Here is a 22,142-nt window from a genome sequence, read left to right as displayed (position 1 = left end):
GGTCGACGCGTCGGCGCCGGGCCGTCCTGCTTCGGCCCCGGAGCACGGCGCATTCGGCCGGCGCGCAAGGCCGCCGTCGCCGGGGACGGCGCCGGCCCGGCCCCGGCTTGCAGGCGTCCACGGGGACTGCGGCCCGCATCGTCCTTCGCCCCCGCCGGTGGCGTCGGCGCCCGCGGACAAGCTCCGCGGCTGGATCACCACGCTCGTCATCACGGCGATCGCGGGCGTCACCCGGTTCGTCACGCTGGGCAACCCGACGGACGCCGGCACGCCCGTGTTCGACGAGAAGCACTACGCGCCGCAAGCGTGGCAGATGATCGGCGGCGGGTGGATCGAAGACAACCCCGGCTACGAGCTGGTGGTGCATCCGCCACTCGCAAAGCAGCTGATGGCCCTGGGACAGTGGATGTTCGGCTACGACGGCTTCGGGTGGCGCTTCGCCTCCGCGGTGGCGGGAACAGTGCTGGTGCTGCTCATCATCCGGATCGCGCGGCGCATGACCGGGTCGACGATGCTCGGCGCCGTCGCGGGACTGCTGGCCACCGCCGACGGCGTGCTCACCGTGTCGTCGCGGACCGCGCTGCTCGACATCTTCCTCACCGTGTTCATGGTCGCCGCCTTCGCCTGCCTGCTGCGGGACCGCCAGCAGGTGCTCGACAGGATGTCGCTGGTCGCCGCCGAGGGACGGATCCACGACTCGGCATTCGGACCGCGGCTGGGCTTCCGGTGGTGGCGGTTCGGCGCCGGGGTCCTGTTGGGGCTCTCCTGCGCCGCGAAGTGGGGCGGCCTCTACTACGTGGCGTTCTTCGGATTGCTCTGCGTGATGTCCGACGTCGCGGCGCGCCGACGCTTCGGGGTGCGGCGTCCGTGGGCGGGCACCCTCGTGCGCGACACTCCGGCCGCACTCGCCAGCCTCGTGCTGGTGCCGCTGCTCACCTACCTGGGCTCCTGGTGGGCGTGGTTCGCCAGCGAGGTGGGCGTGGACCGGCACGCCGTGGGCTGGAAGATCGGGACCGGCGGCGACTTCTCCTTCGTGCCCGACGCGCTGCGCAGCCTCTGGTACTACAGTGCCCACGTCCTCGAGTTCCATGAACACCTCACCAACTCCGCCGGAAACCGGCACCCGTGGGAGTCCAAGCCGTGGACCTGGCCGATGAGCTTGCGGCCGCTGCTGTATTACTTCGCCGACGGCGACAAGGTGACCGGCTGCGGCTCGGACAAGTGCGTGAGCGCGATGATGATCGTCGGCACCCCGGCAATGTGGTGGTTGTCGCTGCCGGTGGCCGCCTGGGCGGTCTGGCGGATCGTCACGCGACGCGACTGGCGCTACACGTGGATCCTCGTCGGCTACGCGGCCGGCTACCTGCCGTGGTTCCTCAACCTCGACCGGCAGATGTACTTCTTCTACTCGGTGGGCCTGGCCCCGTTCCTCATCCTGGCAATCACTCTCGTCCTCGGCGAGATCCTCGGCGCGCGGAAACCACACCCCCCGCCGCACCCGGCCGGGCCCGCGCCCGCGGCGCCCACCCCGGATCCGCGGGCCTACCGTCCCGGTGAACGCCGGTGGCTCGGCCTCGCGATCGTCTGCGGCTACGTCGCCCTGGTCATCGCGAACTACGTGTGGCTGTGGCCGATCCTCACCGGCGGCACCATCTCAGAAGAACACTGGCAAATGGAACTGTGGCTGCCCAGTTGGCGCTGACCGGGAGGAGACCCCCATGACCGGCATCGGTTCGATCACCATCGACCATGACTCGCCGACCGCCCCGTTCGAGCAGGTGCGGCTGCAGATCATCGCCCTCGTGCGCGATGGCGGGCTCATCGCCGGGCAGAAGCTGCCGGCCGTCCGCGAGTTGGCGCACACCCTCGGCATCGCCGCGAACACCGCGGCACGCTCCTATCGCGAGCTCGAGGCCGCGGGGGTCGTCGAGACCCGCGGGCGCAAGGGCACCTTCGTCGTCGGCACCGGCGACGTCACGCGGCGCTCGGCGGAGCTGGCCGCCGTCGAGTTCGTCCGCACCGTCCGCGCATTGGGCTTCGACGACGCCGCGATCCGCGGGGTCTTCGAGTCCGCGCTGGGCTGACGACCGCCGGCAGCACCCCGTCCCCGAGCCACATGCACGGCGGCGGGTGGTGCGCGCCGCGCCGCCCCGGACGATGATGGTGGCATGCCGACCGTGCCCGATCCCCCTGTGCCTGATCCCCCTGTGCCCGATCCCCCTGTGCCCGATCCCGCCGAACCCGTCCCGCCGGAGACCCGCGACTGGACGACGATCACCCGCGAGCCATGCGCGGAATGCGGATTCGACCCGTCCACCGTCACCCCTGCGGCGGTGCCGGACCGCATCCGCGCCACGATCCCGCGGTGGGCGCGAGTGCCTGGGCGCGTGGGAAGCACCGTCCGGCCCGCCCCGGACGTGTGGTCGCCGCTGGAGTACGCGTGCCACGTGCGCGACGTCTGCCGCACGTTCGCGCAACGCCTGGATCTCATCGTCCGCACCCCGCCGGGGACTCCGCCCGCCCGTTTCCCGGACTGGGACCAGAATGCCGCGCAGGCGGACGGCCGCTACAACACGCAGGACCCCGACGCAGTCGTGGACGAATACGCTGCGGCCGCTTCGGCATTGGCGGACGGCTTCGCCGCGGTGCACGGCGACGCATGGCGGCGGGAGGGCGCCCGCGGCGACGGCGCGCGGTTCACCGCCCTCTCACTGGCGGCGTACCTAGTCCATGACCTCGAGCATCATCTGGTCGACGTAGACGGCTGAAACCCCGGTCGGTCCCGCGCCGCCGCGGTGCCGCGCCCGCACAGGGAGTTTCAGCGCGCCACGGCCACCAATGCGTCGGACAGCTGCCACAGCCGCACCGCGGTCTCCGAGTCACGCGCGGGCACGGCCGCCTGCCCGATCGCGCAGTCCGACAGGTATGCGCCGCCGTGCCGGTCGAGGCCGTCACCGAAACGCGCGTCGAGTTCCACGGCCATCAGGGCGTTCGCCGACTTCGATTGCCCGTAGGCGGCGAACTTGTAGTACTCGCGCGTATGGAGGTTCGGGTCATCGAGGTCCACCGGATAGCTGCGGTGCCCGTCCGACGAGACGGCGACGATGCGCGACGGTCTCCCGCTGCGCAACGCACCCGCGCGTAGCGCGGGCGGCAGCATCATCGTAAGAAGGAAATGCCCGGGGTGGTTCGTGCCGGACTGCGACTCGAAACCGTCCGCCGTGCACGACAGCGGCGTGTACATCACCCCCGCGTTTTTGACCAGCACATTCATCCCTCCGGTCCGCGCGGACACAGTCCTCGCCGCCGCGGCGGTGCCCGCACTGCGCCGGGCGGCGAGGATCACCCCGGCCCCGGCCAGCGCGAAGGCCCGCGCGGTCTCCTCTCCCCCGGCCCGCCGCCCGTGCCGGGCACGGACCGGTTCTCACGCATCGGGAGTGCCGCGGGGCACACGGAGTGCACAAGGCTCCCCGTGGTCCGCTTCCCCGGTACTGCCTAGAATCCCAGCGTCACGCCGCCGCCGGCGCCGCCGAAGAAGCCTCCGACGTCGGATATGCCCTGTTGGGTGACGCTGCCGACCGTGACTCGGATCGGCGCGGGCGTGTCCTCGAGACGATCCGGGGCAATGTTCGTCCACACTGTGGCGTCACCGCGGCTGGCCCGCAGGTGGTAGTAGACGTCGTAGTCGTCGGCCGCGACGCCGTCGAAGCTATGGGAGGCGGACGGCTGCGCGCTCGTCAACACCACCGCTGACTCGTCGATGGGTGCGGGACGCACGAAGGCCTGCAACGGGGCCTCCGCCCCACGCGGATAGAACGCGATGCGGCACTCGTCCCCGTCCGCCGCGTGCGGGTAGGACACCGTCACGCTGATCGACGCCGCGCCGCCCACCGCCGACACGTCGGGCGCGCTGCGTGCGCCGTCGGAGCGCACCTGGTCCAACCCCGTCTTCTGGTTCTTCATGACAAAGCCCATCGGTCCCCTTCCTCGACGCGGACAGGCGTGCCGCAGCCGGACGCCAGAGCCCCACACGGGGCCCGGGGCCCGCACCGGGAGATCCGGGCGGCGCGCCACCTTGCACGGTACCTGCGCACGGCCGCCCGCCCGGCGCGTCAACGCCCGAGGGGCCGCTGCTCACCCTGCTCCCTGATCCCCCTGCGCGGGCCTGTACTCGTGGGCACCCTTGCGCTCCGGCCCCGTTTCCGGCCCCGTTTCCGAGCCCGTTTCCGGCACCGGCCCGGCGCCGGCCGCCGACGCGCGCGGGTCCCTCTCTGCGGCGGGTGCCGGCTTGCCGGCCGCGCGGCGGCCGCGCACGGACACACGGCCCTGCGCGGCCGCGGCGAGGAAGACGATCACCACCCCCAGCAGGCTGAAGAACGCCAGCTCCTCGAGGGCCCGCATCCCGCTGCTCGTCCCCGTCGGCACACCCACGTCGCCGATTCCCCAGGGGCCGGCGAGCGTCCGTCCGATGACGAACCAGGCTCCTGCCGCCGCGGCCAGCCAGGCGCCCAGTGACGCGGACGCCCGGCTGCCGCTGCCGATCAGGATCAGGCCGCCGAGGATCGCGGCGGCGCCCGGCAACACCTCGAGCCATCCGCGTGCCGCCGTCCACTGCCACGCGGTGTCCGGTGTGAAAGCGAAGCCGAACAGGGGCCCGACGAAGGGGATGATCGCGCCCCACGCGCCCAGAAGTATCAGCAGTACGCCGCTCATCGCGCCGCGGCTGCGCGGCATGGTCAGCAGGCCTTCGCGGTCCGCCGCGGAATCCCGGGTCCGCATGTCGACCTCCCTCAATCGGAAGAACCGTCACTGACGGCTACCCACCACCGCACCCCGGCAAACACCCCGCACCCGGCGGGCGCGGGCTACGCGAAGGGATCCGTCCCGTGCAGTTCCGCCGTCACCGCCGCCGCGGTGGCGCACAGCGCCGCGGCCCTGCGCTCGATCTCACTGCGCGCGATCTCGGCGCCGACGTGCAAGGTCACCACCATCGCCTGGCGTCCGGACGCGCTGAACACCGGCGCCGCGATGACGTTGACGCGGTGCGGCCCGTCCGCTCCGCCGTCCGCGTCGGGGAGGTACACGCGCTCGCCCAGGCTCGTGACCATCTCGCCCACCAGCCCGCGCACTTCCTCCGGCAGCTCGGTGGTGTCGAATCCGGCCATCAGCCGGTACAGCCGCTGGCCCGCCGGGGTGAGCCTGTCCACCAGGTACCCGCGTGCACGGCACTGCGCCACCACGCTGCGAAGCCGATCGCGGTCGAGGCGGACGGGCGCCGTCGGCGCGCGCGACAGCCACTGCTCGAACACCGCGTCCGGTTCCCACAGCGCGTACATCAGGCCCACCGGCGGCGCGAACGGGTAGGTCTTGCCGGTGGCCGACCGTCCACCCTCCGGCAGGGGTCCGACGGATTCGAGGACGACGATCCGGCCGCCGGCCACCGCCGACGCGGTGCACGCGGAGTGGTGGTCGGCGGCCAGGCGTTCCAGGTGCCGGCGTGCCACCACCCCCATGGGCAGCCCGTCGCCGGCCGCGCGGCCCGCGGCGATGAGCGACGGCCCCGGCCCGTACGTGGTGTGCGCGTCGTCGCGCACCAGGTACCCGGCCGCGCAGAGTTCCGTGAGGATCCCGAGGCATGTGGGCTTGCTGATCTCCAGGCGGCGGGCCAGTTCGGACAGGCCGTAGCGCCGATCCGGGTGCTGCACGAAGTGGTCGAGGACACGGATCACGCGGCGGGCCGGCGGCGAACGCCGTCCGCCACGACCGCCGCGGGCCTCCTCGTCAGCCTGCGCGTCCGACATCGGCACCACCCATTGACCTTCCCCGCATCCCGGTGACAGGATCACATTGCAGAAGCTACCGGACCGGTACATATTTGTACCATCATCGCGACCTCCGCGCGAGGCGCAGCCGCACCACTGTTGCGGCCGCGCGGCCCCGGACCTTCCCCGACCCGACGAGGAGACGATGTGCCAGCCACCGAGCAACGCGGCAACGGCCCGACCGCGAACGCCGCCCCGGACGCCGGACGGTTCACGCGATCGTTCACCGATGCCGTCGCCGAGGCGGAGCGTCTTGTCATTGGCGCTCCGCACGTGCGGACCGACCAGGACCTGGTGGAGGGCATGCAATACCTCGCCGGGTGCATCGCGTCCACGCTCCACGGCGCGTGGGCGCCGGTGCGCACGCATCCCGTCCTGATGCAGGGCACCGGCCCCTACACCAAGATGGGACTGGACAACCCCGACACGCTCTACTACGGGTGCGCTGTCGAGGCCGGATGCGAGTACATCGTGACCGGCCGCCGCGGCAACGCCGCCGACATCAGCTTCCAGGTCATCGGGGGTTCCTACACCGACTCCGAGGTGCCGCCCAGCTCCCTCGCCTTCGACGACAGGGAACTCGACATCGACTCCGACGGCGCCTTCGAGGTGCACTTCGGGCCCGATGAGGGCCGCGCCGCGGCGGAGCGCAACTACTTCGCCCTGCCGGAGGGGTCCCGCCAGCTGGTGATCCGTGAGGTCTACAGCGACTGGGACCAGGCGCGCTCGCCGTTGTCGGCACAAGTGCGCAGGAAGGACACCGCGGGCACCGCGCCTGCACCGTTCACCGTCGCGGACGCGCACAAGCGCTTCGCGCGCGCCGGACGCGCGCTGGTGCAGCGCGTACGCACGTGGCTGCAGTTTCCCGAGTGGTTCTACCTCAACCTGCCGGTGAACACGATGTCCGCACCACGGCTGACCCCAGGCGGCCTGGCCACCCAGTACTCGTCGGTGGGGCACTACGAGCTGGCCGGCGACCAGGCGATGATCATCACCGTGCCCCGCTCGGACGCGCCCTACCAGGGGTTCCAGCTGGGCAGCATGTGGTACATCTCGCTCGACTACGTGCACCACCAGACCTCGCTGAACAACGCACAGGCGCAGGTGGATCCGGACGGGAAGATCCGGATCGTGGTCTCCGAACGCGACCCGGGCATCGTCAACCACGTGGAGACCCTCGGTCACGAGCGCGGATACCTGCAATTCCGCTGGCAACGCACCTCCCGTGAATACACGCCCGAGGACGGACCGACGGTGCAAGTGGTGCCGTTCGACGACGTCGCCGCGCACCTGCCGTACTACTCGCAGAACACCATCACCGCCGACGAGTACGCCGCGCGGATCGCCCTGCGCCAGGCGCAGTTCGCCGAAAGGATGCTGGGATGAGCGCACAGCCGAACGCGGGCGCGGGCCTCCTTGACGGGACGGTCGTCGTCGTGTCCGGCGTCGGCCCCGGGCTCGGTCAGGCCATCGCCCTGCGCTGCGCCGGCCAGGGGGCCGACGTCGTACTCGCCGCCCGCACCAAGGACCGCCTCGACGAGGTCGCCGGGCGGGTGCGTGCGCTCGGCCGGCGCGCGCTCGTCGTGCCGACGGACATCACCGACGCCGATTCCGCCGCGGCCCTCCGCGACGCCGCGACGGCCGAGTTCGGTCGCGTCGACACTCTGATCAACAACGCCTTCACGATCCCGTCACGCAAACCCTTCGCGCAAACCGACTTCGCGCACATCCGTGGGGCGATCGAGCTCACGGTGTTCGGCGCGCTGCTGCTCACGCAGCTTTTCACGGACGCGCTGGCGGACACGGTCGGCTCCGTGGTGAACATCAACTCGATGGTGCTGCGCCACTCCCAGGAGCGCTACGGCAGTTACAAGCTCGCCAAGTCCGCGCTGCTGTCGATGTCGCAGTCCCTCGCGACCGAGCTGGGTCCGCAGGGCATCCGCGTGAACTCCGTCGCCCCCGGCTTCATCTGGGGACCCACGCTCCAGGGGTACTTCGCGCACCAGGCGGAGAAATACGGCACCACCGTCGATGAGATCTACGCGCACACCGCCGCGGGCTCCGACCTGCGCCGGCTGCCCGAGCCGGACCAGATCGCCGATGCCGTCGTCTTCCTCGCCTCGCCGATGGCGGCCGCCATCACCGGCCAATGCCTCGACGTCAACTGCGGCGAATACCACCACTGACGGCCCTCGGCCCACGACCTCACGGAAGGCGCACGATGACCTCCACCGACCGCACCACCGTCGGGACGATCGACGACCTCCACGCATCCGCGACCGCCAAGACCGGCCTGGACGACTTCGGCGCGGACGACTATCACGAGGCGCTCGGGGTGCTGTTGGACTCCTACGCCCGCGACGAGGCGCTCACCCCGCTCGGCAGCAAGATGTCGCGGGTGTTCCTCCGCGGCGCCCTCATCGCGCGACTGCTGTCCGAGGCGGCGTGGGAGCAGCATCCCGAACACGCCGACGTCGCGATCGAGCGCCCGATTTTCGTCACCGGCCTGCCGCGCACCGGCACCACCGCGCTGCACCGGCTCCTCAACGCCGACCCCGGCCACCAGGGACTCGAGATGTGGCTGGCCGAGATGCCCCAGCCGCGGCCGCCGCGCGACACCTGGGAGTCCGACCCGGTGTTCAGCGCCATCGAGGAGGGCTTCCGCAAGCATCACGTGGAGAACCCCGAGTTCATGGGCGTGCACTACATGTCAGCCGCCGAGGTGGAGGAATGCTGGCAGCTGCTGCGCCAGACGTTCCTGTCCGTCTCCTACGAATGCCTGGGCCACCTGCCCTCCTACTCGTCGTGGCTGGCCCGGCAGGACTGGACCGGCGCCTACTCCCGACACAAGCGCAACCTGCAGCTGATCGGTCTGAACGACCCGGACAAGCGATGGGTGCTCAAAAATCCCAGCCACCTGTTCGCGCTCGACGAGATCATGGCGGTGTATCCGGATGCGCTCATCATCCAGACGCACCGCGACCCGGTGACCGCGATGGCCTCGGCGTGCAGCCTCGCCTCGCACGCCACCGACGGATGGTCGAAGGTGTTCCGCGGCGCGAACATCGGCCCCGGCCAGCTGGAGCTGTGGGCGCGGGGGCTCGACACGTTCAACACCGCGCGCGCCCGGTACGACCCTGCACAGTTCGTGGACGTCGACTACTCCGACTTCGTCGCCGACCCGCTCGGCACCGTCGGAGCGGTGTACGACAGGTTCGGGATCACGCTGGGCGCCAGGGCTCAGCGCGCGATGGAGGCCATGCACGCCGAGAGCCGTTCCGGCGCCCGCAAACCCGCGCACCGGTACACGCTCGAGGACTTCGGGCTGACGCGCGAGCAGGTGGCGGAGCGCTTCGCGCTGTGAAGCGCGAGGCCGTCCCCGAACAGTCAGTGCCCGCGCGCGTCCGGCGGTATGCCGATGTCTTCCGCCCACACCCGCGGATACTCGCGTTCGAACCTCTCCATGAGCTCCACGCAGCGTGGGTCGTCGAGCAGCTCCACCCGGACGCCTCGCTCGCGGAGAAGATCCAACTCGCCCGGGAAGGTGCGCCCCTGGCCGACCACCACCAGCGGGATCCCGAATTGCACGATCGCCCCTGCACACATCGCGCAGGGCGCCAGCGTCGTGTAGAGCACGGCGTCCCGGTATGAGCCGCGTCGACCGGCCGCGCGGAGACACGAGATCTCGCCGTGCGCAGTGGGGTCGCCATCCTGCACGCGCCGATTGCGCCCGGACGCGACCAGGCGACCCCCGATATCGAGCGACGCCCCCACCGGTACTCCCCCGGCCGCCAGCCCGTCGGCGCCCTCTTGCACGGCCCGATCGAAACTGGCCCGGCGCCAGCCGCTTCCGCTCATGAGGCGAGCATAGGTCCCGTGCCCGCCAGCCGTGCGCACTCCGCGACACCCGCATCCGCATTCGGCCAGTCGATCAGATATTTGGCGTAGCCTGCGAGGTTGCGGTGCCCGCGCCGCGCCCGGACCACCTCGACGAGAGCGAGCCACGATGACCGCGCAACCGGACACTCCCGCCGATCGCAGCCCCGCCGCAGGCGACCCGCACCCGTACAGCCCCGCATACGCGGCTGGAGGATTCGCCTTCGTCTCCGGCGCGCTGTCCGTCGATGCCGCCGGAAACGCGGTGCCGGGCCGCACCGAGGCCCTCGACGCCGCGGTCGAGCGCATGACCGAACGCCTCGCCACCGTCGGCGGGCGGCGCGACCAGGTGGTGAAGCTGACCTACTTCGTCACCGACCTGTCGCTGCGCGAGGAGGCGAACCGGCAGTTCGAGCGACTCTTCACCGCACCTCGCCCCGCACGCACCTTCCTGGAGGTCAGTGCGCTGCCCTACGGGGCCACCGTGGAGATCGACTGCATCGCCCACCTGGACGGCTGACCCCCGGCCCCGGGCGCGCCGCCGACCCCCGACACGTCAGCCGTTCCGGCGGTGCACTGTGCTGACACGACCGCGTCGCACCGATTGCTTCAGTGCTGAACGTCTCCGGAAGGAGCCCATGCGCAACGGCATGTCGCTGGATCCGGATCCGGTCGGCCACATCGTCGTCCAGTGGGCGGTGCAGTGGCCGGACCTGGACGTGTCCGCCCTCGAGGTGTTCGGTCGCCTGCACCGGACGTACCTGCGCTACCACGCGGAGCTCATGTGCATGTTCGTCGATCTCGACATCGACATGGCGGTTTGCGAGGTGCTCGCCGCGCTGCGCCGGAATGGCCCGCCGTTCCGCATGACCACCAGGCAACTGGCCGATTCGTCGCTGGTGACCAGACCGGCGCATCGTCCACACCCGGCTCACCGACGAGGGATTGGCATTGGTCGACAGCGTCGCCGTCGACCACTTCGCCAAGGAGACCCGGATGCTCGGCCACTCCGGCCGGGAACAATGCCGCCTGGCACGCCTGCTGTCGAAGCCGGAGACGTCTACCGATACCCACGGAGAACTCGCCGACGGCTGAGCGACGCTGGCGAGCCCCCCGGGGGGCCGCGATCAGCCGATCGGACGACCGGTCGGCACTGTGACGTAACTCGGGGAGGCGGGGTCGAGCACGAGGTGCTGCGGCTTGAGCCCGCTCGCATTGAGCAGCGGCCGCGGCGGCAGCCCCTTCGGGAAGTTCGACGCGAACACGTCCACCCGCAGGCGGTGGCCGGGCTGCAGCACCGCATCGGTGGCGACGAGCCCCACGTCGAGCTGCGTCGGCTGTCCCGGCGTCACCGGCTCGAGCGCGTCGAGCGAGAGGACGTGATGCGGGTCGACGATGTCGCCGGACGGTGAATACCCGCTCTTCTCCTCGTCGATCGCGCGCAGCGACGCCACGAGCTGGCCGCTGGTGAGCACGGTGGACTTCCCATCGGGCGCGACGTCGTTGAGGGTGGCGGTCCAATACCCGTCGGTGGCGTCCATGACGGTGTTCAGGTGCACGTTCACCGGCCCAGAGATGACCGTCGACTCCGCCACAGGGGCGCTGGTGAACGACAGGGCGGCCTTCTCGGCGATGCGCGAGTCGCGCCCGCACGCTTCCACGGCCGCCACGATCCCCATCGTCTGCTCGGCGGCATCGCGCGAGCACAGCGTGTTCAGCGACGGCGCCGCCGTCAGCGTGGCCGGCGCGCCGGGCCCGTCGGGGGTGAGCGTGCCGTCGTGCACCGACCCCGGTGCGGTCCCGCTGGGCGCCGCGTCCAGGTAGATACGCCGGTACTCCATCCCCGGCTGCGGGAACCCCCGGGCGCTGATCCACTCGCCGCCCTGCTGGAGCATCGTCACCGGCCCGTAGGTCTCGATCCCGTTGTCGATCCCCTTGAGCCAGTGGTCGAACCAGGCCCGCTGCAGCACGTCCAGGCGCGGCGGGGCGCCGGGCTCGCCGAATCCGCTGCCGAAGGTCATGTGGTATCCGTCGCCCATGATCAGCTGCTTCGTCCCGGGCTCCAACGGGATCGCGTTATAGATGCGCGGCTCGCTGTTGGCGAACAGGTCGTGCCACCCGCCGTAGACCATCGTCGGCACGGTGATGCGCTCCGGGTGCGATTGCAGGTCGCGGCGCAGCGTGCTGTCCTTGTCCAGCAGTCGACGCAGGTCGCCCTGCACAGCGTCGACGGTGGGCGCCGTGACGGCGTCCGCGAACACGTCCAGGAACGTGGCCGGGTCCGCCATCCGGTCGCGCAACCACTGCTCGTCGAACTCACCGCGCAGCATCGAGCGGACGTCCGGGACCCACTTGAGCCCGTCGATCGCCGCAAGCCAGAACGGCAGGAACCCCACGCCGACGCCGCCGCCGGGAGCCACCACGTCCCGCAGAAGGTCCGCGCCCGGCTCCACCGGGAAGATCGCCCCGAGCGCGGACGGGTTCTTCGCGGCGGCCTGCACCTGATTGATCGCCGAATAGGACACGCCGTTCATGCCCACCGAACCGGCGGAGAACGGCTGCGCGGCGGCCCAATCGATGACCTCGAGCGTGTCCTGCTGCTCCCGCTCCCGGAAAACCTGCCATATCCCCTGCGAGAACCCGGTGCCCCGCACGTCCACCACCACCTGGGTGTAGCCGGAGCGCACAAGTTGCGGGTCCACGGCGAACGTGCGGATTCCGCCGCCGGAGAGAGTCTTGACCAGGTCCGCGACACCCTGGAACGGTGTTCCGGTCTCATTGATCGAGCGGGCGAAGTCCATCACCGGCTCCTCGATCCCCGGGACCGACAGCGCCAGGTTCGCCAGTCGCGACAGGAGCTTGGTGTAGGGGGTCATGTTGACGATCACGGGCGTCTTCGCATCGACGGGCGCGCCCGCGGCATCGGCCGGCCGGTAGACGTCGGCCTTGAGCACCACCCCGTCGCTCATCGTGATCGGCACGTCCGGCTGCACGTGGATGCCGGGGTAGCGCTGCGGGCCGTCGTGCGTGGCCGTCCACTGCTCCCCCAGCGTGCCCGCCGTGGGGCCGGACGCGACTCCGGGCGCCGGCTGCGCCACGGCGGGCACCGCTGCCGTGACCACCCCCAGCGTGAGCAGAACCGACCCCGCCGCCGTCAGCAGTTTCCGTGCCGTCCCCATTCTCGCCTCTCCCCTCGGCCTGCACTCACGACCTGCGCCCCTGCGCAGCGGTGCGGCGCGCCCTCTGGCGCGAACACTGTTAGACGCAAGAACAATAGCGCGCAGCCGCCAGGCCGACAATGCCGCGCAGTGACGCGCCCGGCTACGCCGACTTGTCCCCGGCCTGCTGCTCGGAGTGCGGGTCGTACATCCCCGGCACACCGAGCGCGGCGCCGATCGCTGCGATCGCATCGACCACAGTGCGGCCGCCCAGTTGCGGCCACCCCGTGTATTCGCCCTTGTCGCGCGCCCCCTCACCGCACAGCTGCTCGCGGACGTCCTTGACGTCGCTGCCTATCGCCCCGTCGAATGCGGCCGTGAACTCGTTGACCCGGTCGACCTGACTGGCCATCCTGCCCGCCTCCTCTTCTTCTGCACGGAATCATCTGCACGGAACCGACTTCTGCCGGCCCGTCCATATCCGCTCTCCCTCGGCCGTACATGCGATGTCGCTACGCGGCAGGGCCAACTCGCACAGGGAGCAGCGGCCCCCCACCACAGCAATGTCAGCCGTTGCGCAACACTTTGAGCACTGCCGCGATTCCGTCCGTCACGGTACGTCCGCCCAATTGCGGCCACCCCGTGTACTCGCCCGTGTCGCGCGCCCCCTCACCGCACAGCTGCTCGCGGACATCCCTGACGTCGGAACCCACAGCACCCATGAACGCCGCCTTGTACTGTTCGGCGGCACGCACGTCGAGGTCGCCGCCGATACCGCACTCTGCGGCCAGGTCCACGGCGCTCGTGCCGGCTGCCAGGTTCATGTCGCACGGCCCGAACGGCGGGGCGCCCATCGGAAACCCCGGGAGGCCGCCGAGCGTGCCATCGGTGTACTGATGGGCGATCTCCCCGGGGAGACGGGGATCCACCGGGTAGCCGGCGCCGATCACCCGGAGTCCGTCGGGACGGTCCGGCCACATCGAGTGGAAGTCGCCCGCATTGGCGTAGCCGATCACGCGGCGGGCATCGCCCAGCCACCGCGCCAGCAAGTCGAACGCGCCGTTGATCCCTGCCGAATGGTCTCCGTGCTGGGACCGGTCCGATTCGACGTCGATCATGCAGGCGATCCGCGGATGCGGCCCGCCGGCGGCCTTGATCATCGACTGCTGCACCTGCACGCACGTCCGCCAGTTGGGCCGCCAGAAGAAGTACACGATGCCGAACTCCAGGCGGCCCGAGTCGAGGGCGCGGCTCATCCAGCGGTAGTTCTCCGGAAAGTTCGGGTCCCGAATGGTGCCGTCGTTGGACCTGATCGACAGCACGCGATGCGGATAGCTGTCGTCGACGGGGCGCTGGTAGGCCGAGACGTCCGCAAAAACGGTGTCGACCGTGCGCGCCGTCATGTCGCACCCCCTTTTCCTCTGCCCCCGCGTGACCGCCCCGGCCGTGGCTTCAATCCGATTCTACCGCCGAGGAACACGCCTCCCCGGCGTCGCGCTGCGCGGAGACCCCGATGCGCATCCCGTCACCGTCATTGTTTGATATGAGTACAATAACGTGTCGGGTGCCGGGTGCCACTCCGCACTCCGGGGCCGCACGAGCAACCGAGGAGCAGCCGCATGAACACCGACGCATCGGTATCCGGGCGCCACAGCCCGGACAGTTCGTCCCCCCGCCGCCGGACCGTCACCCGCGGCGACACCAACCTGGCCGTGTTCGAGCAGGGCGACCCCGACGGGCCCACGGTGCTGCTCGTGCACGGCTGGCCGGACACCCACCGTCTGTGGGACGGCGTGGTGCCCGCGCTGGCCAAGCGCCACCGCGTCGTCACCTACGACACCCGCGGCCACGGCGAATCCACCGTCCCCGGAACGGTGTCGGAGTTCGGCCTGGACGAGTTGGCCGACGACCTCTACGCCGTCATCGACGCAGTGAGCCCGGACCGCAAGGTGCACCTCGTCGGACACGACTGGGGCTCGGTGCAGGGGTGGGAGGCCGTGTGCCGCACGGACGCCGACGAGCGGATCGCCACATTCACGTCGATCTCCGGCCCCAGCCTGGACCACCTGGCCGTGTGGGTGCGCGAGCGTCTGAGCCGCCCCACCGCACGCGGCATCGGCCAGGCGCTCAGCCAACTGGCATCGTCCGCGTACACGGGGTTCTTCATGACGCCGGTGGTGCCGCGGTTGTTCTTCCGGACCGTCGGACGACCCTCGCTCTGGCGCAGGTTCCTACGCGTCATCGACGGGACGCCGCCCGAGCGGATCCACCTGGCCCCGTCGCTCCAGCGCGACATGATCAGCGGACTACGCATCTACTCCGCCAACATCCTCCCGCGGCTGCGCCATCCCGACCCGCGCCAGACGACGGTGCCGGTGCGGCTTTTGGTCAACCGGCGCGACATCGCCCTGCGGCCGGCGATCTACTCCGACGTCGAAACGTGGGTGACAGAACTTTCGCGCACCGACCTGGCCACCGGCCACTGGCTGCCTTTCCACTCGCCCGACGTGATCGGGCAGGCCGTCTCCGAATTCATCGCCCGATCCGGCGACGGCGACTGAGTCTGCTGCGTCAGCCGCGCGATGGTCAGGCAGGTCGGACCGTCGCCGCTTGTCGCAACCGGGACCGTGGCCGTGCGCCTGTCCTGCACGATGGTGACGGCGCCGTCGAATCCGCGCGGCAACCACAAGCCCATGACGCCGTTGTCGACGGTGCGCAGGTCCTCGGCGGAGAGCACCTGCGTCCCGTCGGCAGCTGTGGCCGTCACGCGCACGTCGGCGTTGCGCAGCTCGCCCAGGCAGGTGGTGAGACCGTGGTAGAAGCACTGGTGCGTCGTGTCCGTGTATGAGGCGACGGACACGTAGAACTCGTCGCCCGGCAGCGGCACCGCGACCTCGCCGCCGTCCTCGTGTGGGAACACGAGCCGGTCCGCCCGCACCGATGCGACCAGGCCGTCCGGGCGCGCGGCGACCGGCATCCGGTCCAGGGTGTCGATGATCTCCCCGCCGCCCATCCCGTCGGGTCCGTCAGCGGCCAACCATACGGCCGGATCGCTTGCGGCACCGCATCCCCCGTCGAACTCCGCGGTCTCGGCGGACGCGCAGCCGGAGAGGAGCACCGACGCGGCAATCATGACGAGGAGGGCTCGGAAAGTCCCCTTCTGTGAACTCATGCCGCCAAAGTAGCCAGCGGGTTCACCGAACTCCCGGGCCGGTCGCGCGCAAGCCGAGTCACCTGCACGCGCGTCGGTTCGAGCGCCCGTTCCGCACCACCACCGACGAAAACGCGCTCGGCCCGCACAACGTATGCGCGGATCGAAGGCGCGCCCCCGAATGCGCCGCAAGTTCGGGGAGCGAAACAAAAAATGCCGGAGCACCTAGTCGGATGCCCCGGCATATCACGGGTGGAGCTGAGGGGAATCGAACCCCTGACCTACTCGTTGCGAACGAGTCGCGCTACCAACTGCGCCACAGCCCCGAAGCGGTCTTGTGGACCGCTGAGAAAGACAATAGCAGGTTCGGACTTGAGCACGAAATCGAACCCTGACCAGCAGATTTCATTGCCCCGACGCGTGCCGCAGGTTCTCGTGCACGGCAGGCTCGTACGGCGGCAGGTGTTCGAAGTCCGGGTCGCCATCGTCCGATTCGAGCACCACCACGCCGCGGTGCTGCGGCGGCCCGGGCACCGTGGCCTGTGCGCGACGGTCCACCTGCTCGTGCTTGCGCGCCTTCTTCAGCCGAGCCATGCGCCGGCGCCGGATCTGCTCCTCCAGCCGCACCTGCCGGCGCAGATACCCCAGGTACACCATCACCGCGCCTGCGAAGGCCGCGGTGCCCCACCAGAACAACGGAAGGAACGCCAGCGCGAAGACCGCGGTGACGACGATGCCGCCGGCCATCGACAGGACCACCCGCTGGCGGGTCCGGTACCGCTCGGCGCTGGCGATCGCGTCCGCCTGGGGATCGAAGCCTCCGCGGCCGGTGCGGCGGGGCGCCGCACCGGAGTCGACCGTGTCCAGCTCCTTCGACACCGCAGGTTCAGTGTCGGCAGGTTCAGAGTCGGCAGGGTCAGAGTCGGGATCCTCGTCGCCCGCGGCTCCGTGCGCTGTACCGCCCGCCGCGCCCGGGCCGTGCGCCGTGCGCGCACGCGCGCCGGCCTCGTCCTCCACCACCTCTGCGTCGAGGATCTCGTCGTCCACGTCCGACCCGCTGGAGCGGGTTGTGCCACTGTCCATCTGAGCCTCCGCTCGCGTGGTGTCCGGGTCTTCGAACTGCCGGTGACGCGCCCGCTCCTGCTCCTCCGTGGGGACCCAATCGGGGTCTCCGGCGTGACCGGCCGCGGGCCCGCGGCGCACCGGCCGTGCCATTCCGCCCCGGTGCAGTACGCGCGTGGCGAGGGTCGCCTCCCCCGTGCGCCGCACCGGCCTCCGACGGCCGGTGACCATCGGGAACAGCACGAAAATCCACACGACGACCAACCCGATCCATACAAGCGAGTTCGGCACGCGGCGACCCCCTCCACTGTTCCTCCGACGACACCCGGACGGGTAGCCGTGCATATCAGGCTAGAGGCAGCCCGGGCTCATCGGAACGTGCCACGCCGTGGGCGCACCGGATCACACGGTGCCGGAGGCATGCAGTGCGGGTCCCGGCGGCATGCAGTGCGGTTCAATGCCATCGGGCGCGACCCGCGCGCACCATCCGCGCCGCGGCGGTGTCCCCGAAGTCCTCCTTGGTCATCCCGACGAGGATGTGATCACGCCACGCGCCGTCGACGTCCATGTAGTTGCGCAGCAGCCCCTCCTCCCGAAACCCCGACCGGCGCAGCACCGACCGGCTCGCCAGATTCTCCGGGCGCACCGTGGCCTCGAGCCGGTGCAGTCCCACCCGGGAAAGGCAGTGGTCCACGGCGAGCGCCACCGCGGCCGACGCCACCCTCTTGCCGCTGTATTCGGTGGACACCCAGTACCCGATCCACGCCGACCGCAGCGGGCCGCGCACGATGTTGCCGACCGTCAGCTGGCCCGTATACCTGCCGTCGACCTCGATGACCATCGGGATGATCGCTCCGTGGCGTGCCGCCAGTCGCAGCCGCATGCAGATCGCCGGCCACGCCGCCGACCGGTGGCGGAGGACCCACGGCTCCGACCCCGTCGGCTCCCACGGCCGCAGGTAGTCCTCGTCCCGGATGCGTGCCCGGCTCCACTGCTTGGCGTCGCGCATCCGCACCGGCCGCAACGTCACCACACCCGCCGGCACCTCCAACGCGCCGATGTGTGCGGGCCAGCCCGGATGCTCCGAGCGTTCACCGGCGCCCGGTCGACGCCCCGTCGCCGACACTGTGCGCCCTAGCCCTGTTGCGCCAGGAAGACGACCTCGACCTCGTCGCCGGTATCCACCCAGCTGACCTCCGGCGGGATCGTGACGAAGCAGTTCGCCTCCGCGAGCGTCGCGAGCAGATGGGACGACGCCCCCGCGGCCCCGCCGAGCGCCTGCACCAGGTACTCGTTCGTGGTCTCGTCGCGCATCAGCTGGCCGCGCAGGTAGGCCGTGCGCCCCTCGATGGAGCTGATCGGCGCCACCGTGCGTGCCCGCACCTTGCGGCGCATGGGCCGGCGCCGTCCCAGCGCGATCCGGATGAGTGGACGCACCATCACCTCGAACACGACGAGCGCGCTCACCGGGTTGGCCGGCAGCAGGAACGTGGGCACGCTCTCCGCCCCCAGCAACCCGTACCCCTGCACCGACCCCGGGTGCATCGCCACTCGCGCGACCTCGAGAGAACCGAGCTCGGCGAGCACGTCGTGGTACCGCTCGGAGGCCATGCCGCCGGCGGCGCCGGCGATGACGATGATCTCCGATCGCAGCAGGTAGCTCTCCACCGCGTCGCGGAACTCGGCGGGTTCGGATCCGGCGATGCCGACGCGCGACACCTCCGCTCCGGCGTCGCGCGCAGCCGCGGCCAGCGCGTACGAGTTGACGTCGAAGACCTGGCCCGTGCCTGGGGTGCGGTCGATGTCCACGAGCTCGCCGCCCACGGAGATCACGGCGACGCGCGGCCGCGGATGCACGAGCACCTTGTCGCGGCCGACGGCGGCGAGCAGCCCCACCTGAGCCGGGCCGATGATCGTGCCGGCCTTCACCGCGACGTCGCCCGGCTGGACGTCGTCGCCGGTCCGCCGCACGTAGGCCCCGGAAAGCACCGGCTGGTAGACGGCGACGCGCGCGTGGCCGCCGTTGGTCCAACCGGTGGGGAGCACCGCGTCCGCCAGCGTCGGCAACGGCGCACCGGTGCGCACCCGCACCACCTGGCCCGGCTGCAGACGCGTGGGCCGGCGCGACCCGGCCGAGACCTCGCCGACGACCGGCAGGGTGATTTCGGAGGGTTCGCCCTCCGGCCCCGTGACGGCCGAACCCGCGTCCCGCACGTCCACGCTGCGCACCGCGTAGCCGTCGATGGCCGCCTGGTCGAACCCGGGCAGCGGACGCGTGGCCACGACCTCCTCCGCGCACAGCAGCCCCTGCGCCTCGGAGATCGCGACGCGGACCGGCCGCGGCGCCACGGCCGACGCCGTCACACGACTGAGCTGTTCTTCCACCGAACGCAAGCGGCTGTCCCCTTCCTTGCCTGCCGACCCGAGGGTCATGGTCGCACGCGCCGTCGGCATCGACGGCCGATCCGGATGCGCCGGGCGTTCACGCGCGCGCGGCCCCCTGCGGCACGCCGAGGTATTCCAGCAGCCAGGTCCGCAGCTCCGCCCCGTATTCGTCGGACTGCAGCGCGAAATCGACGGCCGCGCGCACATACCCGCCGGGGTTGCCCAGGTCGTGGCGGCGGCCGCGGTGCACCACCACGTGCACCGGGTGCCCCTCGTCGATGAGCAACGCGATGGCGTCGGTGATCTGGAGTTCCCCGCCGGCCCCCGGCTCGATCCTCCGCAGGGCGTCGAACACGGCGCGGTCGAGGATGTACCGGCCGGCGGCGGCCAGCGACGACGGTGCGTCCTGCGGCGCCGGCTTCTCCACCATCCCCGTCACCCGCTGAACGTCTCCGTCAGCACTGCCGGCGGGTTCGACGGCGAAGACGCCGTAGGCGCTGACCTGGTCCTCCGGCACCTCGAAGGCGCACAGCACCGAGCCGCCGTGCTCGCGGCGCACCGCCGCCATCTGCTCGAGGACGCCGGTGGGCAGGACGAGGTCGTCCGGCAGCAGGACGGCGACAGCGTCCTCGTCGGCGGCGAGCGCGGGCTCAGCGCACCCGATTGCGTGACCGAGCCCGTGGGGCGACGGCTGCACCACCGCCTCGACGTCGATGAGTTCCGGGGCACGCCGCACCTTGGCCAGCAGATCCGTCTTGCCCCGCTCGGCCAGCGTGGCTTCGAGCTCCGGGTCCGAACGGAAGTGCGCGACCACCCCGTCCTTGCCTTCGTTCGTGATGATGATCAGGCGACGGGCGCCGGCCTCGGCGGCCTCGCCTGCGACGAGCTCGATGCCCGGCGTGTCCACGACGGGCAGCAGCTCCTTCGGCACCGTCTTGGTGGCGGGCAGGAACCGCGTCCCCAGCCCCGCCGCCGGAACGATCGCCGTGCGGAACGGCCCCGCTCCCCACTGCGGCGATGCCGCCGGCTCGTCCGCCGCACTCCGAGATGTCATAGCCCTACCCTAACTATTGATCGGCGCGTCACCGCGATCGAGCGGCGCGACGCCGAGTTCAGTTCGCGCGAATACCGGCGCTTTCCCCGGGGCCCGGCCCCCGCAGCAGCAGCGCGCGATGCGCACGGCGAAAGAGGTGCAGCACGGATGTCCAGCAACGACCCGCACGGTGGGCCTTCTTCCGCCGCGGCGGCCCGGCAGGCGGGCCGCAAGCATGCCGATGGCGCCCGGCCGGCCGCCGTCGACAAACACGAATGGCGCAGGCGCTTCCGCGCGCTGCGGGCCGCAGCGACCCACGACGCACTCCGCGCCGAGGCGGACGCCCTCGCTGCGGCGTGGCGCACCGAGATCCTCACCACCCTGCCCTGGGGTGCGACGATCTGCGCATACGTGCCTACCGACGCGGAGCCGGGCGACATGCGGATGCTCGAAGACGCTCTGGCCTCCGGCCTGCGCGTGCTCGTCCCGGTCACCGGCGCGCCGGGGCCGCTGTCCTGGGCGCGGTATACGGGACGCGGGGCCCTGCGCCCCGCCCGTTACGGGCTGCTCGAGCCGCCGGGGCCGGTACTCGCCCCGTCCGCGATCGCCGAGGCCTCGCTGATTCTGGTGCCCGCGGTGGCGGTGGACCTGCATGGGGTGCGGCTCGGCCGCGGCGGCGGCTACTACGACCGGACGCTCCCCGCGGCCGCGCCGGGAGCGTCGATGGTCTGCGTCGTCGGCGACGGCGAACTGGTCGAGGAGCTCCCCGAGGACCCGCACGACGTGCGGATCGGCATGGTGCTCACTCCGGGCGAGGGGGCGTTCCGCATAGCCCGAGAGTAGACCGGCACTGACGGCCAGGGGAACAACCTCTACCATGGAAGCGTTAGCACTCATGTAGTCGGAGTGCTCAAAAGTCCGGAACTGCGGTGCAACGGGGCGGCAGTCCCGCTCGACGTGGTGCACCGGCCCGGCCCGAGCCGCCCGCGCTCCGCCGCGAAACCAACCCGCCGCGTCCTGCGCGGCCCACCCCGGGAGGTCCGCCCGTGCCCACCTATTCGTACGCCTGCACCGAGTGCGGCAACAGCTTCGACATCGTCCAGAAGTTCAGCGACGATGCGCTCACGGTGTGCTCGGACTGCGGCGGAAGGCTGCGCAAGCTGTTCAACTCGGTAGGCATCGTGTTCAAGGGCAGCGGGTTCTACCGCACCGACAGCCGGTCGGGCACCGTGCCTGCCGGGGCGTCCTCCGAGTCGTCATCCTCCGAGTCGTCGTCCTCTGATTCGTCGGCCGCGGGAGCGTCGTCCGGCACCTCCTCGTCGGGCTCGGCCGCCGCCGGCAGCAAGTCCGGCTCGGACGCCAAGTCCAGCCCCGCGCCCGCAGCCTCCGGATCCGCCGCGGGCTGAGGTAGTACCGCCCCCTCCCCTGTGCGCGGCCTGCGCGGTTATCCACAACCGCGCCGGTTTTCGTTCGTACTACCGCCGCCGGCCCCGTAACGTGGTCCCGGCCGGGCACCGGGGACCCGGCGCAGGGGGAACACGACGGGGGTTGTAGATGGCGGGGGGATTCGGCCGCGGATCATCGGACGCTGCGCATCGGACGCGGGACCTGCGCGCCGGGCCGTTCCAGCGGGCGCGCGCGGCGTGGGCGCCCGG

23 protein-coding genes, 1 tRNA gene and 1 pseudogene are annotated in these 22,142 nt (G+C 71.1%); 11 read left to right on the top strand and 14 right to left on the bottom strand.

The window, feature by feature from the left end:
• The first annotated feature begins 157 nt into the window (after positions 1 to 157).
• The 3 genes from JJ683_RS07385 (at position 158) to JJ683_RS07375 (ending at position 2,768) form a co-directional block, all read left to right on the top strand.
• Positions 158 to 1,702, top strand: a complete 1,545-nt coding sequence (locus tag JJ683_RS07385; protein WP_307810748.1) for a dolichyl-phosphate-mannose--protein mannosyltransferase — start codon at positions 158 to 160, stop codon at positions 1,700 to 1,702.
• 16 nt (positions 1,703 to 1,718) lie between these two features.
• Entirely contained in the window at positions 1,719 to 2,084 is a 366-nt protein-coding gene (locus JJ683_RS07380) for a GntR family transcriptional regulator (protein WP_207280034.1), read from the top strand.
• Between the two features lie 123 nt (positions 2,085 to 2,207).
• Entirely contained in the window at positions 2,208 to 2,768 is a 561-nt protein-coding gene (locus JJ683_RS07375; protein WP_200172656.1) for a DinB family protein, read from the top strand.
• A gap of 50 nt (positions 2,769 to 2,818) precedes the next feature.
• Here the strand turns inward: JJ683_RS07375 and JJ683_RS07370 are convergent, their stop codons facing one another.
• The 4 genes from JJ683_RS07370 to JJ683_RS07355 all read right to left on the bottom strand — a co-directional run bounded on the left by JJ683_RS07370 (position 2,819) and on the right by JJ683_RS07355 (position 5,801).
• Positions 2,819 to 3,268, bottom strand: a complete 450-nt coding sequence (locus JJ683_RS07370; protein WP_200172654.1) for an SDR family NAD(P)-dependent oxidoreductase — start codon at positions 3,266 to 3,268, stop codon at positions 2,819 to 2,821.
• A gap of 227 nt (positions 3,269 to 3,495) precedes the next feature.
• Complete coding sequence (locus JJ683_RS07365; protein WP_200172652.1) at positions 3,496 to 3,975, bottom strand: hypothetical protein; 480 nt, start codon at positions 3,973 to 3,975, stop codon at positions 3,496 to 3,498.
• Between the two features lie 159 nt (positions 3,976 to 4,134).
• The gene (locus tag JJ683_RS07360; protein WP_200172650.1) at positions 4,135 to 4,779 is read right to left on the bottom strand and encodes a hypothetical protein; all 645 of its coding nucleotides are present in this window, start codon (positions 4,777 to 4,779) and stop codon (positions 4,135 to 4,137) included.
• An 86-nt stretch (positions 4,780 to 4,865) separates the two neighbouring features.
• Positions 4,866 to 5,801, bottom strand: coding sequence for an IclR family transcriptional regulator (locus JJ683_RS07355; protein WP_200172648.1), 936 nt, complete (start codon positions 5,799 to 5,801; stop codon positions 4,866 to 4,868).
• 279 nt (positions 5,802 to 6,080) lie between these two features.
• Here JJ683_RS07355 and JJ683_RS07350 point away from each other — a divergent pair, with 279 nt between their 5' ends.
• Genes JJ683_RS07350 through JJ683_RS07340 form a run of 3 tightly spaced genes read left to right on the top strand, consistent with a single transcriptional unit; the run spans position 6,081 to position 9,186 of the window.
• Entirely contained in the window at positions 6,081 to 7,208 is a 1,128-nt protein-coding gene (locus JJ683_RS07350; RefSeq protein WP_200172722.1) for a DUF1214 domain-containing protein, read from the top strand.
• Positions 7,205 to 8,008: an SDR family oxidoreductase gene (locus JJ683_RS07345; RefSeq protein ID WP_200172647.1), complete on the top strand. Its 804-nt coding sequence runs from the start codon at positions 7,205 to 7,207 to the stop codon at positions 8,006 to 8,008. The genes JJ683_RS07350 and JJ683_RS07345 overlap by 4 nt, the downstream gene beginning before the upstream one ends.
• Before the next feature lie 35 nt (positions 8,009 to 8,043).
• Positions 8,044 to 9,186 (top strand): sulfotransferase family protein, encoded by a 1,143-nt coding sequence (locus tag JJ683_RS07340; protein WP_200172646.1) that lies wholly within the window; start codon positions 8,044 to 8,046, stop codon positions 9,184 to 9,186.
• Between the two features lie 23 nt (positions 9,187 to 9,209).
• Here JJ683_RS07340 and JJ683_RS07335 read toward each other — a convergent pair whose 3' ends face one another.
• Positions 9,210 to 9,680 carry a nucleoside deaminase gene (locus tag JJ683_RS07335; RefSeq protein WP_200172645.1) on the bottom strand — a complete coding sequence of 157 codons (471 nt, stop codon included), beginning with the start codon at positions 9,678 to 9,680 and terminating at the stop codon, positions 9,210 to 9,212.
• 148 nt (positions 9,681 to 9,828) lie between these two features.
• On the opposite strand from JJ683_RS07335, the gene JJ683_RS07330 reads away from it, so the two are divergent.
• Together JJ683_RS07330 and JJ683_RS18990 are read left to right on the top strand one after the other, a co-directional pair.
• Positions 9,829 to 10,218 (top strand): RidA family protein, encoded by a 390-nt coding sequence (locus JJ683_RS07330; protein ID WP_200172644.1) that lies wholly within the window; start codon positions 9,829 to 9,831, stop codon positions 10,216 to 10,218.
• Between the two features lie 425 nt (positions 10,219 to 10,643).
• Positions 10,644 to 10,793 (top strand): hypothetical protein, encoded by a 150-nt coding sequence (locus tag JJ683_RS18990; RefSeq protein ID WP_242474486.1) that lies wholly within the window; start codon positions 10,644 to 10,646, stop codon positions 10,791 to 10,793.
• A gap of 32 nt (positions 10,794 to 10,825) precedes the next feature.
• Here JJ683_RS18990 and JJ683_RS07320 read toward each other — a convergent pair whose 3' ends face one another.
• From JJ683_RS07320 to JJ683_RS07310, 3 genes are all read right to left on the bottom strand, one after another.
• Positions 10,826 to 12,877 carry a CocE/NonD family hydrolase gene (locus JJ683_RS07320; RefSeq protein ID WP_200172643.1) on the bottom strand — a complete coding sequence of 684 codons (2,052 nt, stop codon included), beginning with the start codon at positions 12,875 to 12,877 and terminating at the stop codon, positions 10,826 to 10,828.
• Positions 12,878 to 13,019: 142 nt separating this feature from the next.
• Entirely contained in the window at positions 13,020 to 13,268 is a 249-nt protein-coding gene (locus JJ683_RS07315; protein ID WP_242474485.1) for a hypothetical protein, read from the bottom strand.
• Between the two features lie 154 nt (positions 13,269 to 13,422).
• Complete coding sequence (locus JJ683_RS07310; RefSeq protein WP_200172642.1) at positions 13,423 to 14,259, bottom strand: hypothetical protein; 837 nt, start codon at positions 14,257 to 14,259, stop codon at positions 13,423 to 13,425.
• Between the two features lie 216 nt (positions 14,260 to 14,475).
• On the opposite strand from JJ683_RS07310, the gene JJ683_RS07305 reads away from it, so the two are divergent.
• A complete protein-coding gene (locus JJ683_RS07305; RefSeq protein WP_200172640.1) occupies positions 14,476 to 15,417 on the top strand; it encodes an alpha/beta fold hydrolase in 942 nt (313 codons plus the stop codon).
• Between the two features lie 26 nt (positions 15,418 to 15,443).
• On the opposite strand, the pseudogene JJ683_RS18985 reads toward JJ683_RS07305, so the two are convergent.
• The 6 genes and pseudogenes from JJ683_RS18985 to JJ683_RS07280 all read right to left on the bottom strand — a co-directional run.
• Positions 15,444 to 15,869: pseudogene (locus JJ683_RS18985) on the bottom strand (CueP family metal-binding protein); the annotation flags it as partial.
• Positions 15,870 to 16,260: 391 nt separating this feature from the next.
• Positions 16,261 to 16,333 (bottom strand) — tRNA-Ala (locus JJ683_RS07300).
• A gap of 79 nt (positions 16,334 to 16,412) precedes the next feature.
• Positions 16,413 to 17,360: a divisome protein SepX/GlpR gene (gene sepX / locus JJ683_RS07295; RefSeq protein ID WP_200172638.1), complete on the bottom strand. Its 948-nt coding sequence runs from the start codon at positions 17,358 to 17,360 to the stop codon at positions 16,413 to 16,415.
• Positions 17,361 to 17,523: 163 nt separating this feature from the next.
• Complete coding sequence (locus JJ683_RS07290) at positions 17,524 to 18,099, bottom strand: GNAT family N-acetyltransferase (protein WP_307810747.1); 576 nt, start codon at positions 18,097 to 18,099, stop codon at positions 17,524 to 17,526.
• A gap of 104 nt (positions 18,100 to 18,203) precedes the next feature.
• On the bottom strand, positions 18,204 to 19,463 hold the full coding sequence (glp, locus tag JJ683_RS07285; protein ID WP_200172718.1) for a molybdotransferase-like divisome protein Glp: 1,260 nt from the start codon (positions 19,461 to 19,463) through the stop codon (positions 18,204 to 18,206).
• A gap of 88 nt (positions 19,464 to 19,551) precedes the next feature.
• A complete protein-coding gene (locus JJ683_RS07280; RefSeq protein ID WP_200172636.1) occupies positions 19,552 to 20,508 on the bottom strand; it encodes a UTP--glucose-1-phosphate uridylyltransferase in 957 nt (318 codons plus the stop codon).
• A gap of 147 nt (positions 20,509 to 20,655) precedes the next feature.
• Here JJ683_RS07280 and JJ683_RS07275 point away from each other — a divergent pair, with 147 nt between their 5' ends.
• Both JJ683_RS07275 and JJ683_RS07270 read left to right on the top strand, forming a co-directional pair.
• Complete coding sequence (locus JJ683_RS07275) at positions 20,656 to 21,330, top strand: 5-formyltetrahydrofolate cyclo-ligase (protein ID WP_200172634.1); 675 nt, start codon at positions 20,656 to 20,658, stop codon at positions 21,328 to 21,330.
• A gap of 203 nt (positions 21,331 to 21,533) precedes the next feature.
• Entirely contained in the window at positions 21,534 to 21,893 is a 360-nt protein-coding gene (locus tag JJ683_RS07270) for an FmdB family zinc ribbon protein (protein ID WP_200172631.1), read from the top strand.
• The last annotated feature ends 249 nt before the right edge of the window (positions 21,894 to 22,142 follow it).

This window comes from Tomitella cavernea (assembly GCF_016599145.1).
GTDB lineage: Bacteria > Actinomycetota > Actinomycetes > Mycobacteriales > Mycobacteriaceae > Tomitella > Tomitella cavernae.
Note: the sequence above shows the minus strand (reverse complement) of the source record. Positions and strands in the feature narration are given on the sequence as shown.

What these genes read in the sequence shown, in the direction of transcription:
- JJ683_RS07380 (WP_207280034.1), top strand. Translation starts at nt 1,719, where the DNA reads ATGACCGGCATCGGTTCGATCACCATCGACCATGACTCGCCGACCGCC.
- JJ683_RS07365 (WP_200172652.1), bottom strand. Translation starts at nt 3,975, where the DNA reads ATGGGCTTTGTCATGAAGAACCAGAAGACGGGGTTGGACCAGGTGCGC.
- JJ683_RS07360 (WP_200172650.1), bottom strand. Translation starts at nt 4,779, where the DNA reads ATGCGGACCCGGGATTCCGCGGCGGACCGCGAAGGCCTGCTGACCATG.
- JJ683_RS07355 (WP_200172648.1), bottom strand. Translation starts at nt 5,801, where the DNA reads ATGTCGGACGCGCAGGCTGACGAGGAGGCCCGCGGCGGTCGTGGCGGA.
- JJ683_RS07345 (WP_200172647.1), top strand. Translation starts at nt 7,205, where the DNA reads ATGAGCGCACAGCCGAACGCGGGCGCGGGCCTCCTTGACGGGACGGTC.
- JJ683_RS07340 (WP_200172646.1), top strand. Translation starts at nt 8,044, where the DNA reads ATGACCTCCACCGACCGCACCACCGTCGGGACGATCGACGACCTCCAC.
- JJ683_RS07335 (WP_200172645.1), bottom strand. Translation starts at nt 9,680, where the DNA reads ATGAGCGGAAGCGGCTGGCGCCGGGCCAGTTTCGATCGGGCCGTGCAA.
- JJ683_RS07330 (WP_200172644.1), top strand. Translation starts at nt 9,829, where the DNA reads ATGACCGCGCAACCGGACACTCCCGCCGATCGCAGCCCCGCCGCAGGC.
- JJ683_RS07320 (WP_200172643.1), bottom strand. Translation starts at nt 12,877, where the DNA reads ATGGGGACGGCACGGAAACTGCTGACGGCGGCGGGGTCGGTTCTGCTC.
- JJ683_RS07315 (WP_242474485.1), bottom strand. Translation starts at nt 13,268, where the DNA reads ATGGCCAGTCAGGTCGACCGGGTCAACGAGTTCACGGCCGCATTCGAC.
- JJ683_RS07310 (WP_200172642.1), bottom strand. Translation starts at nt 14,259, where the DNA reads ATGACGGCGCGCACGGTCGACACCGTTTTTGCGGACGTCTCGGCCTAC.
- JJ683_RS07305 (WP_200172640.1), top strand. Translation starts at nt 14,476, where the DNA reads ATGAACACCGACGCATCGGTATCCGGGCGCCACAGCCCGGACAGTTCG.
- JJ683_RS07280 (WP_200172636.1), bottom strand. Translation starts at nt 20,508, where the DNA reads ATGACATCTCGGAGTGCGGCGGACGAGCCGGCGGCATCGCCGCAGTGG.
- JJ683_RS07275 (WP_200172634.1), top strand. Translation starts at nt 20,656, where the DNA reads ATGTCCAGCAACGACCCGCACGGTGGGCCTTCTTCCGCCGCGGCGGCC.